This is a genomic window from Chromobacterium amazonense (genome assembly GCF_001855565.1).
In the GTDB taxonomy this organism is placed as follows: Bacteria; Pseudomonadota; Gammaproteobacteria; order Burkholderiales; family Chromobacteriaceae; genus Chromobacterium; species Chromobacterium amazonense.
Map to the genome: position 1 here is coordinate 78943 of NZ_MKCR01000012.1, position 25192 is coordinate 104134.

The window sequence follows — 25192 nt, forward strand, 5'->3', positions numbered from 1 at the left end:
TCCTTTCAAACGGACGGCGATTATCCGCCTGCGGCGTCCGGCTGACAAACTCAGGTTTGGCGGACAGGCGGCGCAGTTTTTCGCCAGGCAGGCCCGATGGCCAGATTGCACAGCACGATGCCGGCGATGGCCAGCGCGCCGCCGGCCGCCATGGCGGGCGTCAAGCGCTCGCCCAGCAGCGCGGCGCCCAGCAGCACCGCTGTCAGCGGATTGAGGGCGATGAAGGCGCCGGAGCGGGTGGGGCCTATCTGCTTGATGCCGTCGTAGTACCAGATATAGGCCAGCGCCGAACCGAGCGCGCCCAGATACAGCAGCCCGGCCCACTGCGCCGGGCTCAGCCGGGCGATGGCGGCCAGATCGGCGGCGCCCTGCGCCCAAGTGGCCGCCCACAGCATGGCGGTGCCGAGCAGGATGGACCAGGTGACGGTCTGCAATGGCCCCAGGCTGCGCGACAGGCCGCGCGAGGCGACGCTGTACACCACCCAGCTGGCCACGCAGCCCAGGATCAGCAGATCGCCGGCCCACCCCCCGGCCAAGGCGTTGCCGTTCTTGCCGATGATGACCAGCCCGGCGCCGGCCAGGCATAGCGCCACGCCGGAGAGCTTGACTGGCGGCAGCGCTTCTTTCAGCAGGATGAAAGACGCCAGCGCGATCATCGCGGGATTCAGCGCGACGATCAGCGAGGCGCGGGCGGCGCTGACGTGTTGCAGGCCGTAGAAGAAGCACAGGTTGTAGCCGAAGATGCCGAAGAAGCCCAACAGCAGCAGCCGCGGCGCCTGCCGGCTGTCGGGCCGGACCAGCGGTGTGCGCGTGGCGGCCAGGAAAGCCAGCAGCGTCAGGCTGGCGATGCCGAAGCGCAGGCTGGCGGCCAGCAACGGCGGCATGCTGCCGGCCAGCAGGCGGCCGGCGATGAAAGTGCCGCCCCAGATCACTGATACCAGGGCCAGTTGCAGATAGAGGCGTGGCGAGGCGTGGCGGTCAGGCATGGAGGGCGGCACCCGTGGCGCGGGCGGCGCCGCCGCGTTGTTCGCAGGCCTGCAGCGTCAGCGGCAGCAGCTCGCGCTGGGCGCGGCTGCCGCCCAGCACGTCCCAGCGGGATTGCTGACCGCGCAGCCGCCTCAGGCAGTCGTCGTAGCGGCCATGGGCGAAGTCCAGGATGGCTTGCAGCACGGCGATGCCAGTTTGATGGGTGGCTGCGTCCAGGCCGAAACCGTCGCTTTCGGCGATCAGCTTTTCGATCAGAAACGGCTGCTCGCTGGCGGCGAAGGCCAGCGCGGCGTGCAGTCGGTGGAAATAGGACATCGAGGAGCCGATGCTGCCGCTCCACAGGCCCGCCAACTTGCGCCATTCCTTGTCGAAACGGCGGTCCTCCGGGTGGCGCAGCCGGTAGCGCCACAGGAAGGCGACGGCGTCCAGGTCCTGCTTGGCGAACAGGCTGTCCTTAAGCGCGTACATCTCATGAAAGGTTTCGACCGAGCGTTCGGCCTGCTCGCTCTTTTCGTAGGCGATGGCCAGATGCCAGTAGACGTGCATGCGCATGCCGGCATTGTCTATCCACTGCGCGCGGCATTGCTCCAGGAAGATGCACAGTTCCTGCCAGCATTCGCGCTCATGCAGCGCGTGGGCCACGGCGTGGATGCCGTAGATGTTGTCCGGGCAATGCCGCAGCGATTCCAGCCCCAGCCTCAGCGCCGGTTGCGGCTGCCCTGCCTCGACATGGACGAAGGCCTTGATGCCCAGGTAATAGGAGTAAAGCGGGTGGCTGGCGTCGATATGCTCATCGAACAGCGCCAGGTCCGACATCAGCTCCGGCGTCTGGCTGGTGCAGAAGTCGAACATATGGGCGCAGAACAGCGCGACCACGTCGGTGGGATATTGCCGCAGATGCTGGCTGAAGTGCCGCCGCGCCGCGGCGTAGTCAAAGCGGACCCACGCCTGGAAAGCCGCCACCAACTGGCGCAGCTCTGGACGCTGGGTTTCGTCCTTGTCCAGCCGCTGCAGACAGAGGGTGAACTTGTATAGATCCTTCAACTCGCAGGAAGTGACGGCGTCGAAACCGACCAGAATCTGTCGGTAGACGGCCTGGCTGCGGTCTAGCGGCTGCAGGCTGTCCGGGATGCCCCGCAGCGACAGGAAGCGGCCGTTGATCTCAGGCCACAGCGTCGAAGCGCCGTCGGTGGCGGCGAAAGAGGATGCATTCATGGTGTCCGGCTCCGTGACGGGCATGACGGCATGGCCGTGTCCGGGCGGGCATAGCCGCGCCGGCATGCTTTTAGTTGTGATCGTTCTGCTGCTAATCGCATATTTTTATGCCGAATGCGAGTCATGGTAAAATGAGCATTTACTCATGATCTGGGGCGCAGGCATGACGCTGACCCAGCTGCAAATCTTCTCGCTGGTGGCCGAGCTGCAAGGATTCACCGCCGCCGCGGCGCGGCTGCGCATCTCGCAATCCGCGGTGTCGCACGCCATCCGCCAGTTGGAGCGCGAGCTCGATGTCGAATTGTTGCAGCGCCGGCAGGGCCGGGTGGAGTTGAGCGACATCGGCCGCCAGCTGCTGCCGCGGATGCGCGGCATGCTGGGCCTGGCGGAGACGGTGCGGCAGGAGGCCGCCGACGCGCGCGGCATGCGCCAGGGCACGCTGCGCATCGGCTCGTTTGGCCCCACCTCCTCGATGCGGCTGCTGCCGGCCATTCTGGCCCACTACCGCGCGCAGTATCCCGGCATCGAAATTCATATCGACGAGGGGCCGGACCGTCTGGTGCTGCAGTGGCTGCAGGACAGGCGGATAGACATTGGCTTCGTGGTGCTGCCGGAGCCGCGCTTCGATACCTGCGCGCTGCTGGAGGACCAGATGGTGGCGGTGCTGCCGGCCCATCACGCCCTGGCTGGTAAATCCGCCTTGACGCTGGCCGAGCTTTGCGGCGATCCCTTCGTGTTGACCGAGGCCGGCTCCGCAGAGCTGGTCAGCCATCTGTTCCAGGCGGCGCGGCTGCGGCCGAATATCCGCTACCGCTGCGCCCAACTGCTGAGCACGCTGGAAATCGTCGCCAGCGGCGAGGCGGTGACGCTGGTGGCCGAAATGGCGCTGCCCAAGGTGCCGTATCCTGCCGGTTATGTCAGCCTGCCTTTGTCCCCGCCGGTGACGCGCCGCGTCGGGCTGGCCGTGCTGAGCGAGAGCGAAGCCACGCCGGCGGCGCGCGCCTTCCTGCAATTGGCCGCGCGATTGCAGCGCGAGGGGCGGTTGGGCGTGTGACGTTCCGCCGGAGCCGGCATGGCCGACATAGCAAGCCAGGTCAAGAAGACTGCCGCGCGCTGCGGCATAGTGGCGGCCATGGAGGACGGACATGGACAAGACGGACCGCAACGCGCGGCGCTTCGGCAAGGTGTTGAACTACATCGCGAGACACCTCGACCAGCCGCTGGAGGTGGAGCGGCTGAGTCGAGTGGCCCATTTTTCCGTCTTTCATTTTCACCGCCAGTTTTCAGCCTATCTGGGCGTGAGCGTGGCCCGCTACATTCTGGCGCAAAGGCTGCGCCGGGCGTCGTACTGGCTGGTGTTCCAGCCTGGGGCCAAGATCACCGACATCGCGCTGGACTGCGGTTTCGACAATCCCGAGTCGTTTTCCCGCGCTTTCAGACAGATGCTGGGCCAGTCGCCCAGCGAGTTTCGCCGCTGTCCGGACTGGTCCGGCTGGCATGCGCGGATGACGCCTCCCGTTAGCGAAAGGATGAGCAGCATGGAAGTCAGAATCGTCATGGTCGAGCCCGTCATGGTGGCGGCGCTGGAGCACGTGGGGCCGCCTGAGAAAGTCAACGACAGCGCGCTGCGCTTCATCGAATGGCGCAAGGAGAGCGGCTTGTCGCCGGTGGCCAGCAGCCAGACCTACGGCATCGCCTACGATAATCCGGAAACCACCGAACCGGAGAAGTTCCGCTTCGACATCTGCGGCAGCATCGACGCGCCGCCGCCGGCCAATGCGCAGGGCGTGGTGGGCAAGCGAATCCCCGGCGGACGCTGCGCGGTGGTGCGCCACCAGGGCTCGCACCACAAGATAGGCGACAGCGTGTGGTATCTATACCGCGAATGGTTGCCGGGCAGCGGCGAGACCCCGCGCGACTTCCCGGTGTACTTCCATTATCTGAACCTGGCCAGCGACACGCCGGAGCATCTGCTGCAGACCGACGTCTACCTGCCGCTGCGCTGATGGGCTTTGGGCCGGCTGTGCCGCTCGGCCGCATCCACTATGCTGAAACCATCAGGCAACACGTTCATTTGGGCGCCGCCGCCGGCGGCGCTTTCTTTTGGAGCGGCGCATGAGTTGGCAGACCCATCAGGTAAGCAACCAATACGACGAGTTACGCGACTACAACCTTTTTGCCAGCGACAACGCCCTGCGCGAGGTGCTGGCGCGAACCGGCGGCGGCTGGGCCGAACCATGGCTGTTGGGATATGGCGCTCAGCTGGGCCGGGCGGAGACGTTTGAGCAGGCGGAGCTGGCCAACCGCTACCCGCCGCAGCTCGCCGCCTTCGATAGCCGCGGGCGGCGCATCGACCAGGTCCACTTCCATCCGGCTTGGCACGAGCTGCTGGCGCTGTATCGCAGCCAGGGAATGGTGTCTCTGCCATTCGATAGCGAGCGCAACGGCCGTTGGGCAGCCTTTCTGGCGGGCTTTTATCTGCATGGCCAAGTCGAGGCCGGAACATTGTGTCCGGCCACCATGACCGAGGCCGCCATACCGCTGCTGCAACGGGAGCCGGTGCTGTGGTCTCAGCTCGGCAGCAAGCTGTTCAGCTATGGCCATGACAGCCGCGACGTGCCACTGGAAGAGAAAGCTTCCGCCTGGATAGGCATGGGCATGACCGAAAAGCAGGGCGGTTCCGATGTGCGCGCCAATGCCACCCAGGCCTCGCCGGTCGGGCTGGGCGGGCGCGGCGGCGAATATCTGCTGCGCGGGCACAAGTGGTTCTTTTCCGCGCCGATGAGCGACGCCCATCTGGTGGTGGCCAAAACGCCGGATGGCGCGCCGTCCTGCTTCTACGTGCCGCGCTGGCGGCCCGACGGCAGCCGCAACGCGGTGGCGGTGCAGCGGCTGAAGGACAAGGTGGGCAACCGCAGCAACTCCAGCAGCGAAGTCGAGTTCCAGGACGCCTGGGGCGTGCTGATCGGCGAGGCCGGCCGCGGCATTCCCACCATCATCGAGATGGCCACTTACACCCGGCTCAATTGCGTCATCGGCAGCGCCGCCTTGATGCGGCAGGGCGTGGTGCAGGCGCTGGCCTATGCCCGCCAGCGAATGGCTTTCGGCAGGCGGCTGGCGGAGCAGCCCTTGATGCGCGCGGTGCTGACGGAGCTGGCGCTGGAAAGTGAGGCGGCCTTGTGGCTGGCGGCGCGGCTGGCCCAGGCCTTCGAGCGCGATGAGGCGGCGTGGAAGCGCATCGTGTTGCCGGCCGCCAAGTTCTGGGTATGCAAGCGCGCGGTCGAGGTATGCGGCGAGGCGATGGAGGTGTTCGGCGGCAACGGCTATGTCGATGCCGGACCGATGGCGCGGCTGTACCGCGAAGCGCCGGTCAACTCGATCTGGGAAGGCTCCGGCAATGTGATGTGCCTGGACATGATGAAGTCCATCCATCGCGAGCCGGAAGCGTGGCAGCGGCTGCTTGGCGAGTTGCGGATGCTGGCGGGGGACGATGCGGACTTGCGCACGGCGCTGGCGGATTTGCGCGATTTGTCGGCCTGGCCGGCGGAGGAGCTGGAAATCCAGGGCCGGCGCTTGGCCCAGTCTCTGGTTCTGACGGTTCAAGGCTGCCTGTTGCGCGCCTATGCCCCGCCGCATGTGGCTGACGGCTTCATCGTCAGCCGCATCGCCGATGCTTGCTGGGGGCCGGTGCTGGGGGCGCTGGACGCCAGGCGGATGGATGTGGCCGCTTTGCTGCGCCGCGCGTTTCCGGAGTAAGCCGCAAAAGCAAAGGGGCCAGCTTGCGCTGACCCCTTGCGTATTTGGTGGCGAATCAGGGACTCGAACCCCGGACCTGCGGATTATGATTCCGTCGCTCTAACCGACTGAGCTAATTCGCCGTGAGAACCCGCTTGCGCGTTTTCCCGTCAAACTGTGGTGGCGAATCAGGGACTCGAACCCCGGACCTGCGGATTATGATTCCGTCGCTCTAACCGACTGAGCTAATTCGCCACAATTTCGATGCGCTTGCACCGAGACGCGAACTATACGCAGCGGCTAAAGGACTGTCAAGCCCGCTTCCGAAAAAATCACAGCGTGTAGCAGCGGTCGCCGCGGGCGAAGCCCAGCCAGTCTATCGATACGCCTTTGCCGAAGCCTATCGCCTTGAAGGTTTCGCCCATCTCCTGCGGCGACAGCAGCCGCTGCGCGGCCTTGGCCACCGGCAGATAGGTTTTGACATCATTGGCGTCCCATTGCTGCAGCAGCTCGGTCAGGCCGCAGTTGAGCAGGAACTGCGCCTGGCTGGCGTAGCCTATCAGGTCCAGTCCCGCGTCTATGCCGCTCTGCGCGACGGCGGTGAAGTCGACGTGGCAGGTCAGGTCCATCAGGCCGGGCAGGTAGAACGGATCCTGCACCGTGTGGTGGCGGTAGTGGCCCAGCAGCGTGCCCATGCTGCGTTCCGGGTGATAGTACTCGGACGCCGCATGGCCGTAGTCTATCATCAGGACGGCGCCGCGCTTCAGCGCGCCGGCCAGGCTGGCGATGAAGCCGCGGTTGGCCAGGCTGATTTCGGTTTCGTAGCGCGGGATGTCCGGCACCAGCTGCGCGGCCAGTTCGGCCAGCCGGGCATCGGCGAAGTCGCGGTCTTCATAGGCGAAAGCGCCGTCGCGCACGGTCACCCCGCGTTGGCGCAGCTGGCGGTTTTCGTCGCGGAACACCATCTCGCACGGCATGGCGTCCAGCAATTCATTGCCGATGACGATGCCGTCGATGGCGTCCGGCAGCCGGCTGGCCCATTCGACGCGATCCGCCAAGTGCGGCAGCGCGGCGCGGATATTGTCGCGCTGGCGGTCTATCAGGTCCGGCGACAGGTCCAGGATCACGTATTTCTGCGGCAAACAGCCCAGCGTTTCCAGCTCGGCCAGCAGGTCGATGGCCAGCTTGCCGGTGCCGGCGCCGAATTCGTAGATCGCGCCGGCCGTTTGCGGCAGCAGTTCGGCCAGCTGGCGCGCCAGGCACTGCCCAAACAGCGGCGTCAGCTCCGGCGCGGTGATGAAATCGCCGTCTGCGCCGAGCTTGCGGCTGCCGGCGGCGTAGTAACCCATGCCGGGCGCGTACAGCGCCAATTCCATATAATGCGAAAACGGTATCCAGCCGCCCGCTTGGGCTATCGCTTCGCGGATGCGGCCGCACAGGGCCTGGCTGACGGCCAGCGCCTCGGGGCTGGCGGCGGGTAGGGTGGTCATGGTTTTCGTCCTGCTACAATGTGGCGCGATTGTGGTGCAAAGCGCCGTTCCCGTGAAGGGGCAATTCGAAATGAGGAAGCAATGCTGACAAAGCAACAACAAGATGAGCGTGTGGTCCTGATTACCGGCGGCGCGCGGCGGGTGGGGGCGGGCATCGCCCGTTTGCTGCATGGCCGCGGCTTGCGGCTGGTGCTGCATTACCGCGGCTCGCGCGCCGAGGCCGAGACGCTGGCGGCGGAATTGAACGCTACCCGTCCCGATAGCGCGAAGCTGGTCCAGGCTGATTTGCTGGACACGGCGGAGCTGCCGGCTTTGGCCGAGGCGGCGGTGGCGGCGTTCGGCCGGTTGGATGGCTTGGTGAACAACGCATCCAGTTTTTTCCCGACCGAAGTGGGCCAGATCGACGAAGCCGCCTGGCACGACCTGATGGGCAGCAATCTGAAAGCGCCCTTGTTCCTGAGCCAGGCGCTGGCGCCGGAACTGACGCGCCGCCGCGGCGCCATCGTCGGCATCGCCGACATCCATGTCGACCGGCCGATGGCGCGCCATGTGGTGTACAACCTGGCCAAGGCCGGTCATGCCCAGCTGATCCGCAGCTTGGCGATCGAGCTGGCGCCTGCGGTGCGTGTCAACGGCGTGGCGCCCGGCGTCAATCTGTGGCCGGAGGATGAGGCATCGTTCAGCCCGGAGGCGCGCGCCAGGATAGAAGCCACCATTCCGCTGCAACGCACCGGCGTGCCGGAAGACATCGCCCGCGCGGTGGCTTTCCTGCTGCTGGACGCTGGCTATGTCACCGGGCAGATCCTGGCGGTGGATGGCGGACGCAGCATCGTGCTGTAACGGTTTTTCGCCGCCATGGATTTTGGCGGCGGAAAACGGTAAAATCGCCTGTTTTTCAATTTCTTAGCCGCATCCCGATGTCCGAACAGAACGCCGTGCTCGACGACAAAGCCAAGAAGGCCGCGTTTGAAGGCAACAAGCTGGCCAAGCGCCTGCGTCACCATGTCGGTGACGCCATCAATGATTTCAATATGATCGAAGAAGGCGACCGGGTGATGGTCTGCCTGTCCGGCGGCAAGGACAGCTATACCTTGCTGGATATCCTGCTGGGCTTGCAGAAGTCCGCGCCTATCCACTTCTCCATCGTCGCGGTCAATCTGGACCAAAAGCAGCCGGGTTTCCCCGAGCACGTGCTGCCGCAGTATCTGGAGTCCATCGGCGTGGAGTACCGCATCGTCGAGGAAGACACCTACTCCATCGTCAAGCGGCTGGTGCCGGAAGGCAAGACCACCTGCAGCCTGTGCTCGCGCCTGCGCCGCGGCATCCTGTACCGCGTCGCCGACGAATTGGGCGCCACCAAGATCGCGCTGGGCCACCATCGAGACGACATCCTGCACACGCTGTTCCTGAACATGTTCTACGGCGGCAAGATGAAGGCGATGCCGCCCAAGCTGGTGTCCGACGACGGCCGCCACATGGTGATCCGCCCGCTGGCCTATTGCCGCGAAAAGGACATCATCCGCTACGCCGATTGGAAAGCGTTCCCGATCATTCCGTGCAATCTGTGCGGCTCGCAGCCCAATCTGCAGCGCCAGGTGGTGAAGGAGATGGTCAACGACTGGGACAAGCGTTTCCCCGGCCGCGTGGAGAGCATGTTCCGCGCGCTGCAAAACGTTGTCCCGTCGCATCTGGCCGATCCGACGCTGTTCGACTTTGTCGGTTTGAAGACCGGCGACGCGCCGTTCGCCGATGGCGACACCGCCTTCGACAAGGAAGAGTTCCGTGATCCGGCGCCGCATGAGGATGATGTGGCGGAGGCGCAGCCGGCCAAGCGCACCATCAGCATCCTCGACTCCCGTCCCAAGGAAGACAGCTGTGGCGCGTAGGGCTTTGCATCCGTTCCGCCGCCGCGTGCGCGCCGCGGTGGAGGAAATGCCGGAAGTGGAAATCTCGGAAGAGGGCAATATCCGCTCGCTGCATCTGGGCTCGGAAACCATCCAGAGTTCGATGGACCTGGACGATCCGGCCGATCTGGTGCTCAGCTACAGCCGGGCGATGATGGGCTTTTTGCTGTGGAACGACAATCCGCAGCACATTCTGCAGATCGGCCTGGGCGGCGGCTCGTTCGCCCGCTTCATCGATGAATATCTGCCGGACGCGGTCAGCGTGGCGGTGGACATCAATCCGCAGGTGATCGCGGTGGCGCGCGCGTTTTTCCAGCTGCCGGAGGAGGGCGATTTCTTCGAGATCGTCGAGGCTGACGGCGCGGACTACGTGAAGATCTTCCGCGGCTCCACCGATGCCATTCTGGTGGACGGCTTCGACGGCTTGCAGATCGTCGACGCGCTGACCACAGAGGACTTTTTCGAAGACTGCAAGCGCGCGCTGAGCCCGAAGGGCGTATTCGTCACCAATTGGTGGAGCGGCGACAAGCGCTACCAGAGTTTCATTGAACGCTTATTGAACGTTTTCGAAGGCAGGGTGATCGAACTGCCTGCGGCCACCCACGGCAACGTCGCGGTCATGGCTTTTCGCCAGAGCCCGACGCTGACGCAGTGGGAGGCGCTGAAGAAACGCGCTGACGAACTGGAAGGCCGCTTTGGCTTGGAGTTTGGCGAATTCGTCAACCGCCTGAAGCAGACCAACCAGCAGACCGCCGGCCATTTGTTGATCTGAGCCAGGACAAATCCGCCGCAAAATCGGCGGATCGGTTACGTTTGCTTACCCAAAAGCCGGTGAGGCGCGGCGTATAATGCCAAGCTGCATGCGCGTTGCGCGCCGGTTTCGGGCCGCGAGCCCGGGTCAGACGTGGCGGGACACTACAGTCAGTACCGAATGACCGGGCGGTGGACGGGCGTCCGCCGCTCAAGCTTTTACATCCTGTTGGGACATTCATCGTGATCAAGCAGCAACTGCTCAATCGTATCGCGGACAAATCCGCTGTGATCGGCATCGTGGGGCTGGGCTATGTCGGCCTGCCGTTGATGCTGCGTTTCGCCGAAGTCGGCTACAAAGTGCTGGGCTTCGACATCGACCAGAGCAAGGTCGATGCCTTGATGGCCGGCAAGAGCTATATCGAGCACATCTCCGCCGACAGCATCGCCACCGCCCTGACCCGCGGTTTCGAAGCCACCACCGACTTCTCCCGCGCCGGTGAAGCCGACACCCTGATCCTGTGCGTGCCGACGCCGCTGAACAAATACCGCGAGCCGGATCTGAGCTTCGTGCTGGACACCATGGACAGCCTGGTGCCCTATCTGCGAGAAGGCCATCTGGTGTCGCTGGAATCCACCACCTATCCGGGGACCACCGACGAAGAACTGCTGCCGCGCATGGAATCGCGCGGCTTCAAGGTGGGCGAGAACGCCTTCCTGGTGTTCTCGCCGGAGCGCGAAGATCCGGGCAACCCCAACTTCACCACCCGCACCATTCCCAAGGTGTGCGGCGGCTACAGCGAGGCCTGCCAGGAAATCGGCGTCGCGCTGTACAGCGCGGTGATCGACAAGGTAGTGCCGGTGTCGTCGACCCGCGCCGCGGAAATGACCAAGCTGCTGGAAAACATCCACCGCGCGGTCAACATCGGCCTGGTCAACGAGATGAAGATCGTCGCCGACAAGATGGGCATCGACATTCACGAAGTGATCCGCGCCGCGGCCACCAAGCCCTTCGGCTTCGTGCCCTACTATCCGGGACCGGGCCTGGGCGGTCACTGCATCCCGATCGACCCGTTCTACCTGACCTGGAAGGCGCGCGAATACGGCGTGAATACCCGTTTCATCGAGCTTGCCGGCGAAGTGAACAGCAATATGCCGGACTGGGTGGTGAGCAAGGTGGCCGCCGCGCTGAATACCCGCAAAAAGGCCATCAACGGCAGCAAGGTATTGGTGCTGGGCATCGCCTACAAGAAGAACGTCGACGACATGCGCGAAAGCCCGTCGGTGTTCCTGATGGAAAAACTGCGCGACCTGGGCGCGGAAGTGGCGTACAGCGACCCCCACGTACCGGTGTTCCCGAAAATGCGCGAGCACCACTTCGAGCTGTCCAGCGTGGCGCTGACCGCCGAATCCATCGCCAGCTACGACTGTGTGCTGCTGGCCACCGACCACGACAAGTTCGATTACGAGCTGATCAAGTCCAAGGCCCAGCTGATCGTCGATAGCCGCGGCAAGTACCTGCAGCCGGCCGACAATATCGTCAAGGCTTGATTTTTTTTGCCACGAAACCCACGAAACCCACGAAACCCACGAAATCCACGAAAGCAAACCCGGAAGCGGGGCGGTTTTTGTGTTTTGTAGTGGGCTTCGTGGCGCATAAAGGTATCGCGTAATATGCAAACCCTGCACCTTCCCCCGATCACCGACCGCAAGATCCGCTTCGCCCTGGTGGGCTGCGGCCGCATCGCCAACAACCATTTCGGCGCGCTGGAAAAGCATGCTGACCGCGCCGAGTTGGTGGATGTTTGCGATATCGATCCGGCCGCGCTGAAAGCCGCCGTCGAGCGCACCGGCGCCCGCGGCCATGCCAGCCTGACTGATATGCTGGCCAAAACCAACGCCGACATCGTCATCCTGACCACGCCGTCCGGCCTGCATCCGACGCAGAGCATCGAGTGTTCCGAGGCGGGCTTCCATGTGATGACCGAGAAGCCGATGGCCACCCGCTGGGAGGACGGCCTGGAAATGGTCAAGGCGGCGGACAAGGCGAAGAAATACCTGTTCGTGGTCAAGCAGAACCGCCGCAACGACACGCTGCAGTTGTTGAAGCGCGCGATGACGGAAAAGCGCTTCGGCCGCATCTATATGGTCAACGTCAATGTGTTCTGGACTCGTCCGCAAGAGTATTACGACGCGGCCGGCTGGCGCGGCACCTGGGAGTTCGACGGCGGCGCCTTCATGAACCAGGCCAGCCACTATGTCGACCTGCTGGATTGGCTGATCGGCCCGGTGGAGAGCGTGCAGGCCTACACCGCCACCTTGGCGCGCAATATCGAGGTGGAAGACACCGGCACCGTCAGCGTCAAGTGGCGCTCAGGCGCGCTGGGCAGCATGAACGTCACCATGCTGACCTACCCGAAGAATCTGGAAGGCAGCATCACCATCCTGGGCGAAAAGGGTTCGGTGCGCGTCGGCGGCGTGGCCGTCAATGAAATCCAGCACTGGGAATTCGCCGAGCCGCATGCCATGGACGACGAGATCAAGAACGCCAGCTACGCGACGACCAGCGTGTATGGCTTCGGCCACCCGCTGTACTACGACAACGTGATCAAGACCATGCGCGGCGAAGCCACGCCGGAAACCGACGGCCGCGAGGGCTTGAAGTCGCTGGAGCTGCTGATCGCGATGTATCTGTCCGCCCGCGACGGCCGCCGCGTCAGCCTGCCGCTGGATTACTGATTATCGTTTGGCCACGAAAACCACGAAAGAACACGAAAGCATGCTCGAACAGGAACTTTGTTATCGGATACAAGGTTGTGTGTTTGAGGTTTACCGTGAGTTGGGGCATGGATTTCTGGAAAAGGTATACGAGCGGGCCTTGTTCTACGAGTTGAAAAAGCAAGGTTTGGCCGTCCAGGCGCAATGTCCTTTGACGATCTGCTACAAAGGCGAAGAGGTTGGCGAGTATTGTGCCGATCTGATTGTGGAGGACCGCGTTTTATTGGAGTTGAAAGCGCAATCCAAAGTTGGCGATGTTCACCGGGCGCAGGTGCTTAATTACCTGAAGGCGACCGGAATCCGGGTTGGATTGCTGGTGAATTTTGCATACCCGAAAGCGGAAATCATTCGTGTAGTTTTGTAGTTTCGTTCGTGTTTTTTGTGGTTTTCGTGGCCAATGAAGGGTTTTTAGAAATGAACTACACCATCCATCCCAGCGCCATCGTCGATGAAGGCGCGACCATCGGCGAAGGCACCCGCGTCTGGCACTGGGTGCATATCTGCGGCGGTGCCAAGATCGGCAAGGGCTGCTCGTTTGGGCAGAACGTGTTCGTCGGCAACGACGTGCTGATCGGCGACAACGTCAAGGTGCAGAACAACGTGTCGATCTACGACGCGGTGACGCTGGAGGATGACGTGTTCTGCGGCCCGTCCATGGTGTTCACCAACGTTAACAATCCGCGCAGCCACGTCAATCGCAAGAACGAGTACCGCCGCACTGTGGTGAAAAAAGGCGCGTCGATCGGCGCCAACGCCACCATAGTCTGCGGCCATACCGTCGGCGAGTACGCCTTCATCGGCGCGGGCGCGGTAGTGACGCGCGACGTGCCGGCCTACGCGCTGATGGTGGGCGCGCCCGCCAAGCGCATCGGCTGGATGTGCGCCTGCGGCGAGCGGCTGTCCAACGATATCGGCACCCACCCGTGTCCGACTTGCGGCATTCATTACGAGGTCGGCGGCAATCATTGCACGCCGGTTTGATTTTTTAGCCACGAACCCCACGAAACGACACAAAAAATAGTAGATCGGACGCGCAGGTGCGCAATTTGGAAGTTCCGCGCTTATTTTCGTGCTTTTAGTGGATTTCGTGGCAAATGGAAGCTTGAAACATGTCCATCCAGTTCATTGATCTGAAAGCGCAATACCAGCATCTGAAAGCCGACATCGACGCCCGCATCCACGCAGTGCTGGACCATGGCCAGTACATCATGGGGCCGGAGGTGAAGGAATTGGAGGAGCAATTGGCCGCCTATACCGGCGCCAAGCACGCCATCGGCGTGTGCGACGGCACCAAGGCGCTGCTGATCTCGATGATGGCATTGGGCATCGGCCCCGGCGACGAAGTGATCACCACCCCGTTCACCTTCATCGCCACTGGCGAGATGATCGCCCTATTGGGCGCCAAGCCGGTATTCGTCGACATCGATCCGGTCAGCTACAACCTGGACCCGAACCTGCTGGAAGCGGCGATCACGCCGCGTACCCGCGCCATTATGCCGGTCAGCCTGTATGGCCAGGCCGCGGACTTTGATGCCATCAACGCCATCGCCGCCAAGCACGGCATCCCGGTGATCGAGGACGGCGCGCAAAGCTTCGGCGCCAGCCAGCACGGCAAGAAGTCCGGCAACCTCTCCACCATCGGCTGCACCAGCTTCTTTCCCAGCAAGCCGCTGGGTTGCTATGGCGACGGCGGCGCGGTATTCACCAGCGACGACGCCCTGGCCAAGAAGATTCGCGAAATCCGCGTCCATGGCCAGGACCGCCGCTACCATCACCCAATCATCGGCCTGAACGGCCGCCTGGATACCATCCAGGCCGCGGTGCTGCTGGCCAAGCTGCCGAGCTTCCCGGACGAGGTGGCCGCCCGCGAGCGCATCGGCGCCCGCTACAGCGCGCTGCTGCAGGATGTGGCCCGCGTGCCGGTGATCCAGCCGGGCAATACCCACGTCTACGCGCAGTACACCATCGAGGTCGATCATCGCGACGAGGTTCAGGCCAAGCTCAAGGAGCTGGGCGTGCCGACCGCTGTGCACTACCCGATTCCGCTGCACCTGCAACCGGCCTTCGCCCACCTGGGCTTGGGCGAAGGCAGCTTCCCGCACGCCGAAGCCGCCGGCAAGCGCGTGATGAGCCTGCCGATGCACCCCTTCCTGACGGAAGAGGCGCAAGACGCTATCGTGGTCGCGGTGAAGAAGGCGCTGGGCTGAGGAGCATGTTGACCTTGTCGTCGCTGCGTGTGCCCAAAACCGGCTTTGTCCGCCACGTCGTCACCCTGGTGACTGGCGCGGCGGTGGCCCAGATCGTGCCCTTGCTGGTATCGCCGCTGATCACCCGGTTGTATGATCCGCACGAGGTGGGCATCCAAACGGTGTATGTATCGTGGATGTCTACGCTGGCGGTATTGGCCACCGCGCGTTACGAAATGGCCATCGTATTGCCGGCCGACGACAAGCGAGCCTGCAATCTGATGGGTTTGTCCATTCTGTGCGCAGGCGCCTTGTCGCTGCTGATCGCGCTGGTGGTGTTGCTGGGCGGGCATTCGCATATCGCCTCCCATCTGGGCGCGCCGGCGCTGGAGTCGTGGCTGGCCTTGCTGCCGTTGTCGGTGCTGCTGGCCGGGCTGATGCAGGCGTGGACCAACTGGAACAACCGCCACCGGCGCTACCAGGCCAATGCCAATGGCCGCATGGCGCAATCGTTCGGCATGGCCGGCACCCAAGTGCTGGCTGGTTGGCTGGGCGCCGGCGCAGGCGGCCTGATTCTGGGCCAGTTGGCCGGCCAGCTGGGTTCGCTGCTGGCGCAGGCTTGGGCTGACCTCAAGGCCAAGTTCGCCTGGCGCCGCGACGTCAATCGCCAGGACATGCGCAGCGCCGCGCTTGCCTATATCGAGTTTCCCAAGATCAATGCGCCGCATGCCTTGAGCACGGCTTTGCTGGATTCGGCCACCCTGGTGGTGTTGACCGTGCTGGCTGGCACCTCCGCTGTCGGCATGTATGGCTTGATGATGCGCGTGCTGAAACTGCCGGCGGCCTTCATCGGCCAGGCGGTGGCGCAGGTCGCGTACAAGGAGCTGGCCGAGGCGCGCAATCTGGGCCAACCTTTGCGGCCCATCCTGCGCAAGATGATGCTGACCCTGTTCGGCATGGCGATGTTCCCCTTCCTGGTGATCCAGATTTTCGGCGAGCCTTTGTTCTCGCTGGTGTTCGGCGCCAACTGGAGCGAGGCCGGACGCTACGCCGAGGCCATGTCGCTGTTCATTCTGTTTCATTTCGTCGCCTCGCCGCTGGGCATGGTGCCGCCGGTGATCAATCGGCAACGTTTCGCGTTTTTCTTGTCCCTGGTGCAGGCCGTGCTGTTCCTGGGATCGTTATGGTTGGGCTTCCATATCTGGCAGGATGCGGTGGCGACTTTCCAGCTGGTCTCGGTGGTGATGGCCGGCTATTTCATTGCTTATTTCATCTGGCTTTATAAGGCAGCGCGATGACTTTGCACGGACTTTTCAGCCGCATCCGTTTCCGGCTGTCCGCCTGGATCCGGCCGCGCATGGTGTATGGCTTCCGTCGCGGCGATGGCGTGTTTCTCAAGCGTACCCGCGTCTCCAATATGACGCGGATCGAACATATCGACAAGCTGATGGTCGAGGACAACGTCTATATCGGCCATTTCAACCTGATCGACTCCTCCGGCGGCCTGCACATAGGCGAGGGCTGTCAGATCACCAACTATGTGTCCCTGCTGACGCACTCCAGCCATGTGGCGATCCGGCTGTACGGCCGCGAATACTTGGACCGCGGCAATCATGCGGGTTACCTGAAGAAGCCGACCAAGCTCGGCAAATACAGCTTCATCGGCCCGCATTCGGTGTTGATGCCGGGCGTTATCTTGGGCAAGGGCAGCATCGTGTCGGCCTATAGCTTCGTGCAGGCCGGAGACTATCCCGACTTCGCCATCCTGGCCGGCAATCCGGCGCGGGTGGTCGGCGATACCCGCGATACCGACGCCGAATGGCTGGCGCAGCATCCAGACTTGCATCCGCTGTACGAGGCTTGGGCCCATGACTGATCGCATCGCCCGCCTGCTGGTGGTGGGTTCGGCCTCGATTCACACTTGGCGCTTCCTGTCCGGCATCGCGCCGCATGTGGGCGAGTTGTACCTGGCCTGCAACGGAGAGGTTCCCGCCGACAAGCGGCCGGCCAATCTGAAGGGCGAGCTGCGCGTGGACTTCAGCCTGAAGGCCTGGTCTTCCGCGGGGCGGCTCAAGGCCTGGATCGCCGAGGTGAAGCCCGATGTGGTTCATGTCCACCAGGCCAACAGCGTGGCCTGGCACGCGCGCCGCGCGCTGCGAGGCTCGAGCATTCCGATGTTGCTGACGGCCTGGGGGTCCGATGTGCTGCTGCTGCCGAACCAGAACCGGCTGATGCGGGCCATGGTGCGCGGCAATCTGCAAGCCGCGGCGGCCATCACTTCGGACTCGCTGTACATGGCGGCGAAAATCCGCGAACTGGCCGGCGATTGCCGGATATCGCTGCTCAATTACGGCATCGACGCCTTGCCGCCCGCGCCCGTCATCGACGCCAAAAAGAAACAGGTGCTGTCCTGCCGGCTGCACAAGCCGCTGTACCGCATAGACGCCATCCTCAAGGGCTGGGCCGAGGTGGAAAGCAGCGGCCGCTTCGGGGACTGGAGTCTGGTGGTCGCCGCCAGCGGCAGCGAAACGGATGGTCTGAAACAACTGGCGGCGGCGCTGGGCCTCAAGCGCGTGGAATTCACGGGCTTTGTCGATAGCGCGACGCTGGGCCGGCTTTACGCCGACTCGCGCGTTTTCGTCAGCGTGCCGCGCTCCGACGCCACCAGCATCAGCCTGCTGGAAGCGATGGGCCATGGCTGCCTGCCGCTGTTGTCCAATCTGCCGGCCAACGGCGAATGGGTGATAGACGGCCTCAACGGCGCCATCGCCGAGGACGTGGGCAGGCTGGGGCCGGAACTGATCCGCGCCATGGACAAGGCCACCGACGACGACGCCTTGCAAAGCCTGGCGGCGACCAATCGCGGCCTGGTGGCGGCCAAGGCGCTGCATCGGGCCAATATGGCCGGCTTCGCCGCATTGTATCGAGAGCTGGTTTAATTTATCGCCACGAAAAACACGAAAGGACACGAAACCACTAGCCAGCATCCAGAACCCGAATTGACGCAGGTTCAATCGAATGTTTGGCGCGCTTTCGTATGGTTCGTGGGCTTCGTGGCTCAAAGGGTTTGGTTTGTTTGGGCTAGGGGCTGTTGACGTTTGGTGAGTGGATCGCGTTTGAGCTTCGCCAAACCCGCAGGGCCGGGCGTTTTCGCGCCGACTCTGCGTTGTTCCGCGCTGGTAGAGAATGAAATGCAGCGCGCGAAACGCCTCGATTCGGTGCAAAACGCATCCCGGCGCGACCGCCCACCAAGCGTCAATAGCCCCTACCCAAGCAACAAATAAAGGTTTGAAACTGCAATGAAAATCGCCCATCTGACCTCCGCCCACCCGCGTCACGACATCCGCATCTTCGTCAAAGAGTGCAGTTCGCTGGCGGCGGCCGGCCATGAGGTGACGCTGATCGTCGCCGACGGCCAGGGCGAGGAAATCCGCAACGGCGTGCGCATCCACGATGTCGGCCCCAAGACCGGCGGCCGTTTCTCGCGGATGACCGGCACCGTCAAGCGCGTCTACCAGGCGGCGCTGAGACTGCGGCCGGACGTAGTCCACTTTCACGATCCGGAGCTGATTCCCGCTGGCGTGCGCCTGAAGCAGGCCGGCATCAAGGTGGTGTACGATGTGCACGAGGATGTGCCGCGGCAGATCCTGGCCAAGCACTGGATACCGGGCGCGGTGCGCCCGCTGGTGTCCGGCGGCTTCGAGACGCTGGAAGACTGGGCGGCGCGCCGCTTCGACGCCATCGTCACCTCCACCCCGCATATCCGCAAGCGCTTCGAAAAGCTGGGCGCCAAGGCGCTGGACGTGTGCAACTTCCCGATCCTGGAAGAGCTGGTGCGCGACACGCCGTGGGAGAGCCGCCGCAACGAGGTGTGCTATATCGGCGGCATCAGCCGCATCCGCGGCATCGAGCCGATTGTCGCCGCCTTGCCCGACACGTCTACCCGGCTCAATCTGGCCGGCCCATGGAGCGAGAGCGATCTCCGCGCCAAGGTGCAGGCTGAGCCGGGCTGGGCGCGCGTCAACGACCTGGGCGTGCTGGACCGCAAAGGCGTGGCCGAGGTATTGGCCAAGAGCAAGATCGGCCTGGTGACGCTGTTTCCGACGCCCAATTACGTGGATGCGCTGCCGATCAAATTGTTCGAGTACATGGCCGCCGGCATGCCGGTGATCGCCAGCGACTTCCCGGTGTGGCGCGAGATCGTAGCCGACGCCGGCTGCGGCGTGCTGGTCGATCCGCAGGACGCCGCCGCCATCGCCGCCGCCATCAACGAACTGCTGGGCGACGAAGAACGCATGCGCCAGCTGGGCGAGTCCGGTAAGCGGGCGGTGCTGAGCAAATACAGCTGGGCGGCGGAAGCCGAGAAGCTGGTGGCGCTGTATGCGTCCTTGTAAAAACTAAAGGATGATTTAGCCACGGAAGCACACGGAAAGACACGGAAGCATCGCTGTTGAAGTCTGGACAGCTGCAGTTCAAGCCGGACTTGAGTTTTGTCCCTGTTGTTCCGTGGCTAATTACAAGATGAAAATACTGTATATCAATCACTACGCCGGCAGCCCGCGCCACGGCATGGAATTCCGCCCCTACTACCTGGCGCGGGAGTGGGTGAAAGCCGGGCATGAAGTGAACATGCTGGCGGCCGACGTGTCGCACCTGCGCCAGACCCATCCCCAGGTGGACGGCAAGTACCGCGACGAGGACATCGACGGCATCCGCTACACCTGGTGCAAGACGCGTCCTTACGAGGGCAACGGCGTGGGCCGGGTGCTGAACATTTTCAGCTTCCTCGGCAAGGTGATGGGCCTGTCCGGCCGCTATCTGAAGCAATGGAAGCCGGACGTGGTGATCGCCTCGTCCACCTATCCGCTGGACACCATCCCGGCGGCGTGGATTGCCGGCAAGACCGGCGCGCGGCTGGTGTACGAGGTGCATGACTTGTGGCCGCTGACGCCGGTGGAAGTGGGTGGCATGTCGCCGAAGCACCCCTTCATCCGCCTGCTGCAATGGGCCGAGGACTTCGGCTACAAGCGCGCGGACACCGTAGTGTCCATGCTGCCTTGCGCCAAGGACTACATGATGGCGCATGGCATGGCGCCGGAAAAATACGTGGTGATTCCCAACGGCGTGGACGTGGCCGAATGGCAGGGCGAAGCCCAGGCCTTGCCGGCCGAGCACCGCATGCGGCTGGCCGAACTGAAGGCCCATGGCCGCTTCGTCGTCGGCTACGCCGGCGGCCATGGCCTGGCCAATGCGCTGGATTATCTGCTGGAAGCGGCGGCGCTGATGCAGGACGCGCCGGTGACTTTCGCTCTGGTGGGCGACGGCCCGGACAAACCAGCCTTGGTGGCCCGCGCCGCCGAGCTGAAGCTGAACAATGTGCTGTTCCTGCCGTCCATCGGCAAGCGCAGCGTGCCGGCCTTCCTGGCCGAGTGCGACGCGCTGTATATAGGCTGGCGCAAGCTGCCTATCTACCGCTTCGGCATCAACCCGAACAAGCTGTTCGACTACATGATGGCGGGCAAACCGGTGATCCACTCGGTGGAAGCCGGCAATGACATGGTGCGCGATGCCGGCGCCGGCATCAGCATCGGCGTGGAAGATCCGGCCGTGATCGCAGACGCGGTCAAGCGCATGGCGGTGCTGCCGCTGGCCGAGCGCGAGGCGATGGGCGCGGCGGGCAAGGCCTATGTGCTGGCCAACCACGATTACGCGGTGCTGGCGCGACGCTTTCTGGCGGCGGTGAAACTGTGATTTTGGCGTAGGGCGGAAGCCCGCTGCGCGGGCGTTCCGCCTCTGCCGTTGCAAGAGATAAATGGAATGGCGGAACACCCCTTTGGGGCTTCCGCCATACGCAAGATTTTGCAGGCCGCGCGCGAGGCGCGCGGCGATGGACATGGACGGCGGTCGGTTGCGGCCGCGCAAAGACGAAAGAGAAAACAATGAGCGAAACAAAGTTCCTGCCGTTCGCCTTGCCGGATATCGGCGAGGAAGAGATCAACGAAGTGGTCGACGCGCTGCGTTCCGGCTGGGTCACCACCGGCCCCAAGACCAAGCAGTTCGAAGCCGATTTCGCCGCCTTCCTGGGTGACGGCGTCGAAGCGATCGCGGTCAACTCCGCCACCGCCGGACTGCACCTGGCGCTGGAGGCGATCGGCATCAAGGAAGGCGACGAAGTGATCGTGCCTTCCTACACCTTCACCGCCACTGCCGAGGTGGTGCGCTACCTGGGCGCGCACCCGGTGTGCGTGGACGTGGATGCCGCCACCTTCAACATCCGCCCGGACGCGATCCGCGCCGCGATCACCGATAAGACCCGCGCCATCGTGCCGGTGCACTTCGCCGGCCTGGCCTGCGACATGGACGAAATCATCGCCATCGCCCGCGAGCATGGCTTGAAAGTGGTGGAAGACGCCGCCCACGCCATGCCCACCTACTACAAGGGCAAACTGGTCGGCACGCTGGATTCGGACGTGACGGTATTCAGCTTCTACGCCAACAAGACCATGACCACCGGCGAAGGCGGCATGGTGGTGTCCAAGCACAAGGACATCATCGCCCGCTGCAAAGTGATGCGCCTGCACGGCATCAGCCGCGATGCCTTCGACCGCTACGTGTCCAAGACCCCAGCTTGGTTCTACGAGGTGGTGGCGCCGGGCTACAAGTACAATATGCCGGACACCGCCGCGGCGATGGGCATTCACCAGCTGAAGAAAATCCGCGGCTTCTATGAAAAGCGCGAAGTCATGGCCCAGCGCTTCGACCGCGAGCTGGCCGATCTGCCGCTGATCCTGCCGGCGCGCGCCAAGGACGAGGGCAGTAACCACGCCTGGCACCTGTACCCGGTGCGCCTCAAGCCGGAAGCCGGCATTTCGCGCGACGACTTCATCGCCAAGATGGCGGAGAAGGGCATAGGCTGCTCGGTGCACTTCATACCGCTGCACCGCCAGCCGGTATGGCGCGACGGCTACCAGCTGACGCGCGAGCAGTTCCCGGTGGCGGACGCGGCGTTCGAGGCCGAAGTGACGCTGCCGCTGTACACCAAGATGACGGACGATGACCAAACCCGCGTCATCGCCGCCGTGCGCGAGATTCTGGGCGCATGAGCCAGCGGCTGGGAAAAGAGGGCGGCGAGCTGTTGCCGCCTTGCTGCCGGCCGCGCCGCCACGGCTCGCGGCTGATCAAGCGGCTGTTCGACATCGCGGCTTCCGGCCTGGGCCTGGCGTTGCTGGCGCTGCCCCTGCTGGCTGTCGCCTTGTGGGTGAAGCTGGATTCGCCGGGGCCGGTGTTCTTCCGCCAAGTGAGGGTGGGGCGCGGCGGAATGCTGTTCCGCATCCACAAATTCCGCACCATGCAGGTGGATACCGAACGCCACGGCCAGCTGACCGTGGGCGCGGATAGCCGCGTCACCGGAGCCGGCCGCATCCTGCGCAAGACCAAGCTGGACGAGCTGCCGCAATTGATCGACGTGCTGTTCGGCGACATGAGCCTGGTCGGCCCGCGTCCGGAGGTGCCCAAATACGTGGCGCACTATCCGGAGGATGTGAAGGGCATCGTGCTGTCGGTGCGTCCGGGCATCACCGATTGGGCGTCGATCCGCATGATCGATGAAAACGAGATACTGGGCCGCGCCGACGATCCGGAACGCGCCTATATCGAACAGGTGTTGCCGGAAAAGCTCGGTTACTACGTGCGCTATGCCGAGACGCACAGCTTGTTCGAGGATGTCCGCATCATTGTCGCCACCCTGATGAAGATCGTGACCCGATGACGCTGTCTATCCGCGAGGGCCGGCTTGCCGACGCGGATGCGCTGGCCGCCATCTACTTGGCCGGTCGCCGGGAAATGCCTTATGCGCCGCTGGCGCATGATGAGGCGTCGGTGCGCAGCTGGTTTGCCGATGCGTTGTTGCAAACCAGCCAGGTCTGGCTGGCCGAGCGCAATGGCCAGATCGCAGGCTTTGCCGCCTGCTCCATGCAAGACGGCATGCTCTGGCTGGACCAGCTGTATGTCGCGCCTGGCCAGCAGGGAAGCGGCATAGGCCGCGTCCTGCTGGGGCAGGTATTGTCGCGGTCGAAACAGGCCTGCCGCTTGTTCGTGTTTCAGGCCAATGCCGGGGCGCGTCGTTTCTATGAGGCGCATGGTTTCACGCTGTTGCGCCTGAGCGATGGCCAAGATAACGAGGAACGTTGTCCGGATGCGTTGTACCAATGGTTGCCGGATACGAAAGAATGACCATGTTTGAAAAACTGCTTGCCTTCTCCCGCCACAACAAGATGGCGATGCTGGCGCTGATGGACGCGCTGTTGTTGCCGCTGGCGCTGTGGAGCGCCGTGTTCCTGCGCCTGGGCGGCTATTGGGACCCTAAGCTCAACGCGCATTTGTGGGTTTTCATCGTGCCGCCCTTGTGGGCGATTCCCATCTTCATCAAGCTCGGCCTGTATCGGGCCGTGCTGCGCTATCTGGACGACAAGATCATCTACACCGTGTTCAGCGGCGTGACTTTGTCCGTACTGGTGCTGCAGGGCGTGATCCAGATGTTCCACATCTGGGCCATGCCGCGCACCTCAGTGATCATCTTCTGGGTGTTCGCCATGGCTTATATCGGCGGCAGCCGCTTCCTGCTGCGCGGCCTGGTGCGGCGCATCGACGCCACCGAGGCCCCGCGCGATCCGGTCATCATCTACGGCGCGGGCCAGGCCGGTCTGCAGCTGATGCTGGCCTTGCAGGCCGGGCGAGAATACCGGCCCATGGCCTTTGTCGACGACAACCCGGACTTGCATCGCCGCACTTACCGCGGCGTGGCGGTGCACGCGCCGGACGAGCTGCCGGCGCTGGTCAAGGACACCCAGGCCAAGTGCATTCTGCTGGCTATGCCCTCTGTCGGCCGCGGCCGACAGCGCGAGATTCTGGAATCGCTGGAAAAACTGCGCGTGCCGATCAAGCGGCTGCCCGGCATGGCCGATCTGGTCTCGGGCGAGGCGCGGGTGGAGGAGTTGAAGGAAGTCGAGATCGAGGACCTGCTGGGCCGCGATCCGGTGCCGCCCAAGGCCGAGCTGCTGGCGCGCAACATCCGCGACAAGGTGGTGATGGTGACCGGCGCAGGCGGCTCCATCGGGTCGGAGCTGGCGCGGCAGATCGTCAAGAACCGCCCGTCGCGCATCGTGTTGTTCGAGCTGTCCGAGTTCGCTCTGTACAGCATCGATCAGGAGCTGGCGCAGATCGCGCCCAGGATTCCGCGCACGCCTATCTTGGGTTCGGTGACGGATTATGATCGGCTGACCCAAGTGATGCGGGCCTTCAAGGTGGAGACGGTGTATCACGCCGCGGCTTACAAGCACGTGCCGATGGTGGAGCACAATCCCATCGCCGGCATCGTCAACAACGCCTTCGGCACCGACACCACCGCCCGCGCGGCGGAGGACTGCGGCGTCGATACCTTCGTGCTGATCTCCACGGATAAGGCGGTGCGTCCCACCAATGTGATGGGGGCCACCAAGCGCCTGGCCGAGCTGACGCTTCAGACCCGCCACGCCCGCGGCAGCCGCACCCGCTTCGTGATGGTGCGCTTCGGCAACGTGCTGGGCAGCTCCGGCTCCGTGGTGCCGCTGTTCCGCCGCCAGATCAAGGCCGGCGGTCCGATCACGCTGACGCACGCCGACATCACCCGCTACTTCATGACCATCCCCGAGGCGGCGCAGCTGGTGATCCAGGCCGGCGCCATGGGCGACGGCGGCGACGTGTTCGTGCTGGACATGGGCGAGCCGGTCAAGATCATCGACTTGGCGCGGCGCATGATCCACCTGTCCGGCCTGGAGGTGAAGGACGAAAGCCAGCCGGACGGCGATATCGCCATCCGCGTCACCGGCCTGCGTCCGGGCGAGAAGCTGTACGAAGAATTGCTGATCGGCGACAACGTGTTGCCGACCGACCACGCCCGCATCATGCGCGCCCAGGAATACCATCTGTCCGAAGCCGAAATGGCGTCCTTGCTGGCGCGTCTGCAAGACGCTTGCCAGCGGCTGGACGCCCGGCAGGCCTTCGCCCTGATGCAGGAGGCGGTGCATGAATTCCAGGCCGCGGAGGCGACGCAGGACTGGGTCACGCTGCAGGGCTGATCGCTTCCTATCCTGAAATCAACGGCTGCAAG

23 protein-coding genes and 2 tRNA genes are annotated in these 25192 nt (G+C 63.8%); 20 read left to right on the plus strand and 5 right to left on the minus strand.

The window, feature by feature from the left end; translation table 11 throughout:
- Positions 1-50: 50 nt before the first annotated feature.
- A complete protein-coding gene (locus BI343_RS07790) occupies positions 51-986 on the minus strand; it encodes a DMT family transporter (RefSeq protein WP_071109278.1) in 936 nt (311 codons plus the stop codon).
- Positions 979-2202: a tetratricopeptide repeat protein gene (locus BI343_RS07795; protein ID WP_071109306.1), complete on the minus strand. Its 1224-nt coding sequence runs from the start codon at positions 2200-2202 to the stop codon at positions 979-981. Before BI343_RS07795 ends, BI343_RS07790 begins: the two co-directional genes overlap by 8 nt.
- A gap of 145 nt (positions 2203-2347) precedes the next feature.
- Between BI343_RS07795 and BI343_RS07800 the strand changes: the two genes are divergently transcribed.
- The 3 genes from BI343_RS07800 (at position 2348) to BI343_RS07810 (ending at position 5958) form a co-directional block, all read left to right on the plus strand.
- Positions 2348-3256, plus strand: coding sequence for a LysR family transcriptional regulator (locus tag BI343_RS07800; RefSeq protein WP_244886598.1), 909 nt, complete (start codon positions 2348-2350; stop codon positions 3254-3256).
- A 91-nt stretch (positions 3257-3347) separates the two neighbouring features.
- A complete protein-coding gene (locus BI343_RS07805; protein WP_071109279.1) occupies positions 3348-4208 on the plus strand; it encodes an AraC family transcriptional regulator in 861 nt (286 codons plus the stop codon).
- Between the two features lie 109 nt (positions 4209-4317).
- The gene (locus BI343_RS07810) at positions 4318-5958 is read left to right on the plus strand and encodes an acyl-CoA dehydrogenase family protein (protein ID WP_071109280.1); all 1641 of its coding nucleotides are present in this window, start codon (positions 4318-4320) and stop codon (positions 5956-5958) included.
- 45 nt (positions 5959-6003) lie between these two features.
- Here the strand turns inward: BI343_RS07810 and BI343_RS07815 are convergent.
- The 3 genes from BI343_RS07815 to BI343_RS07825 form a co-directional block, all read right to left on the minus strand.
- Positions 6004-6080 (minus strand) — tRNA-Met (locus BI343_RS07815).
- 35 nt (positions 6081-6115) lie between these two features.
- Positions 6116-6192 (minus strand) — tRNA-Met (locus tag BI343_RS07820).
- 77 nt (positions 6193-6269) lie between these two features.
- On the minus strand, positions 6270-7427 hold the full coding sequence (locus BI343_RS07825; RefSeq protein WP_071109281.1) for a class I SAM-dependent methyltransferase: 1158 nt from the start codon (positions 7425-7427) through the stop codon (positions 6270-6272).
- A gap of 81 nt (positions 7428-7508) precedes the next feature.
- Here BI343_RS07825 and BI343_RS07830 point away from each other — a divergent pair, with 81 nt between their 5' ends.
- From BI343_RS07830 to BI343_RS07910, 17 genes are all read left to right on the plus strand, one after another.
- Positions 7509-8267, plus strand: coding sequence for a pteridine reductase (locus BI343_RS07830; protein WP_071109282.1), 759 nt, complete (start codon positions 7509-7511; stop codon positions 8265-8267).
- Positions 8268-8344: 77 nt separating this feature from the next.
- Positions 8345-9313, plus strand: coding sequence for a tRNA 2-thiocytidine(32) synthetase TtcA (ttcA, locus tag BI343_RS07835; protein WP_071109283.1), 969 nt, complete (start codon positions 8345-8347; stop codon positions 9311-9313).
- Entirely contained in the window at positions 9303-10103 is an 801-nt protein-coding gene (locus BI343_RS07840; RefSeq protein ID WP_083340863.1) for a polyamine aminopropyltransferase, read from the plus strand. Before ttcA ends, BI343_RS07840 begins: the two co-directional genes overlap by 11 nt.
- Before the next feature lie 224 nt (positions 10104-10327).
- The gene (locus tag BI343_RS07845; RefSeq protein ID WP_071109308.1) at positions 10328-11632 is read left to right on the plus strand and encodes a nucleotide sugar dehydrogenase; all 1305 of its coding nucleotides are present in this window, start codon (positions 10328-10330) and stop codon (positions 11630-11632) included.
- Between the two features lie 123 nt (positions 11633-11755).
- Positions 11756-12820 (plus strand): Gfo/Idh/MocA family protein, encoded by a 1065-nt coding sequence (locus BI343_RS07850; RefSeq protein WP_071109284.1) that lies wholly within the window; start codon positions 11756-11758, stop codon positions 12818-12820.
- A 40-nt stretch (positions 12821-12860) separates the two neighbouring features.
- Complete coding sequence (locus BI343_RS07855) at positions 12861-13223, plus strand: GxxExxY protein (protein ID WP_071109309.1); 363 nt, start codon at positions 12861-12863, stop codon at positions 13221-13223.
- Positions 13224-13273: 50 nt separating this feature from the next.
- Positions 13274-13840, plus strand: coding sequence for an acyltransferase (locus BI343_RS07860; protein ID WP_071109310.1), 567 nt, complete (start codon positions 13274-13276; stop codon positions 13838-13840).
- A 128-nt stretch (positions 13841-13968) separates the two neighbouring features.
- Entirely contained in the window at positions 13969-15066 is a 1098-nt protein-coding gene (locus BI343_RS07865) for a DegT/DnrJ/EryC1/StrS family aminotransferase (RefSeq protein ID WP_071109285.1), read from the plus strand.
- 5 nt (positions 15067-15071) lie between these two features.
- On the plus strand, positions 15072-16343 hold the full coding sequence (locus BI343_RS07870) for a lipopolysaccharide biosynthesis protein (RefSeq protein ID WP_071109286.1): 1272 nt from the start codon (positions 15072-15074) through the stop codon (positions 16341-16343).
- Entirely contained in the window at positions 16340-16921 is a 582-nt protein-coding gene (locus tag BI343_RS07875; protein ID WP_071109287.1) for an acyltransferase, read from the plus strand. The genes BI343_RS07870 and BI343_RS07875 overlap by 4 nt, the downstream gene beginning before the upstream one ends.
- Positions 16914-17984 carry a glycosyltransferase family 4 protein gene (locus BI343_RS07880; RefSeq protein WP_071109288.1) on the plus strand — a complete coding sequence of 357 codons (1071 nt, stop codon included), beginning with the start codon at positions 16914-16916 and terminating at the stop codon, positions 17982-17984. The genes BI343_RS07875 and BI343_RS07880 overlap by 8 nt, the downstream gene beginning before the upstream one ends.
- A gap of 360 nt (positions 17985-18344) precedes the next feature.
- On the plus strand, positions 18345-19439 hold the full coding sequence (locus BI343_RS07885) for a glycosyltransferase family 4 protein (RefSeq protein WP_071109289.1): 1095 nt from the start codon (positions 18345-18347) through the stop codon (positions 19437-19439).
- A gap of 127 nt (positions 19440-19566) precedes the next feature.
- A complete protein-coding gene (locus BI343_RS07890; protein ID WP_071109290.1) occupies positions 19567-20796 on the plus strand; it encodes a glycosyltransferase family 4 protein in 1230 nt (409 codons plus the stop codon).
- 188 nt (positions 20797-20984) lie between these two features.
- Complete coding sequence (locus BI343_RS07895; protein ID WP_071109291.1) at positions 20985-22148, plus strand: DegT/DnrJ/EryC1/StrS family aminotransferase; 1164 nt, start codon at positions 20985-20987, stop codon at positions 22146-22148.
- The gene (locus BI343_RS07900; RefSeq protein WP_083340864.1) at positions 22145-22813 is read left to right on the plus strand and encodes a sugar transferase; all 669 of its coding nucleotides are present in this window, start codon (positions 22145-22147) and stop codon (positions 22811-22813) included. The genes BI343_RS07895 and BI343_RS07900 overlap by 4 nt, the downstream gene beginning before the upstream one ends.
- On the plus strand, positions 22810-23277 hold the full coding sequence (locus tag BI343_RS07905) for a GNAT family N-acetyltransferase (RefSeq protein ID WP_071109292.1): 468 nt from the start codon (positions 22810-22812) through the stop codon (positions 23275-23277). The genes BI343_RS07900 and BI343_RS07905 overlap by 4 nt, the downstream gene beginning before the upstream one ends.
- 2 nt (positions 23278-23279) lie before the next feature.
- Entirely contained in the window at positions 23280-25160 is a 1881-nt protein-coding gene (locus BI343_RS07910; protein ID WP_071109312.1) for a polysaccharide biosynthesis protein, read from the plus strand.
- Positions 25161-25192: the final 32 nt, after the last annotated feature.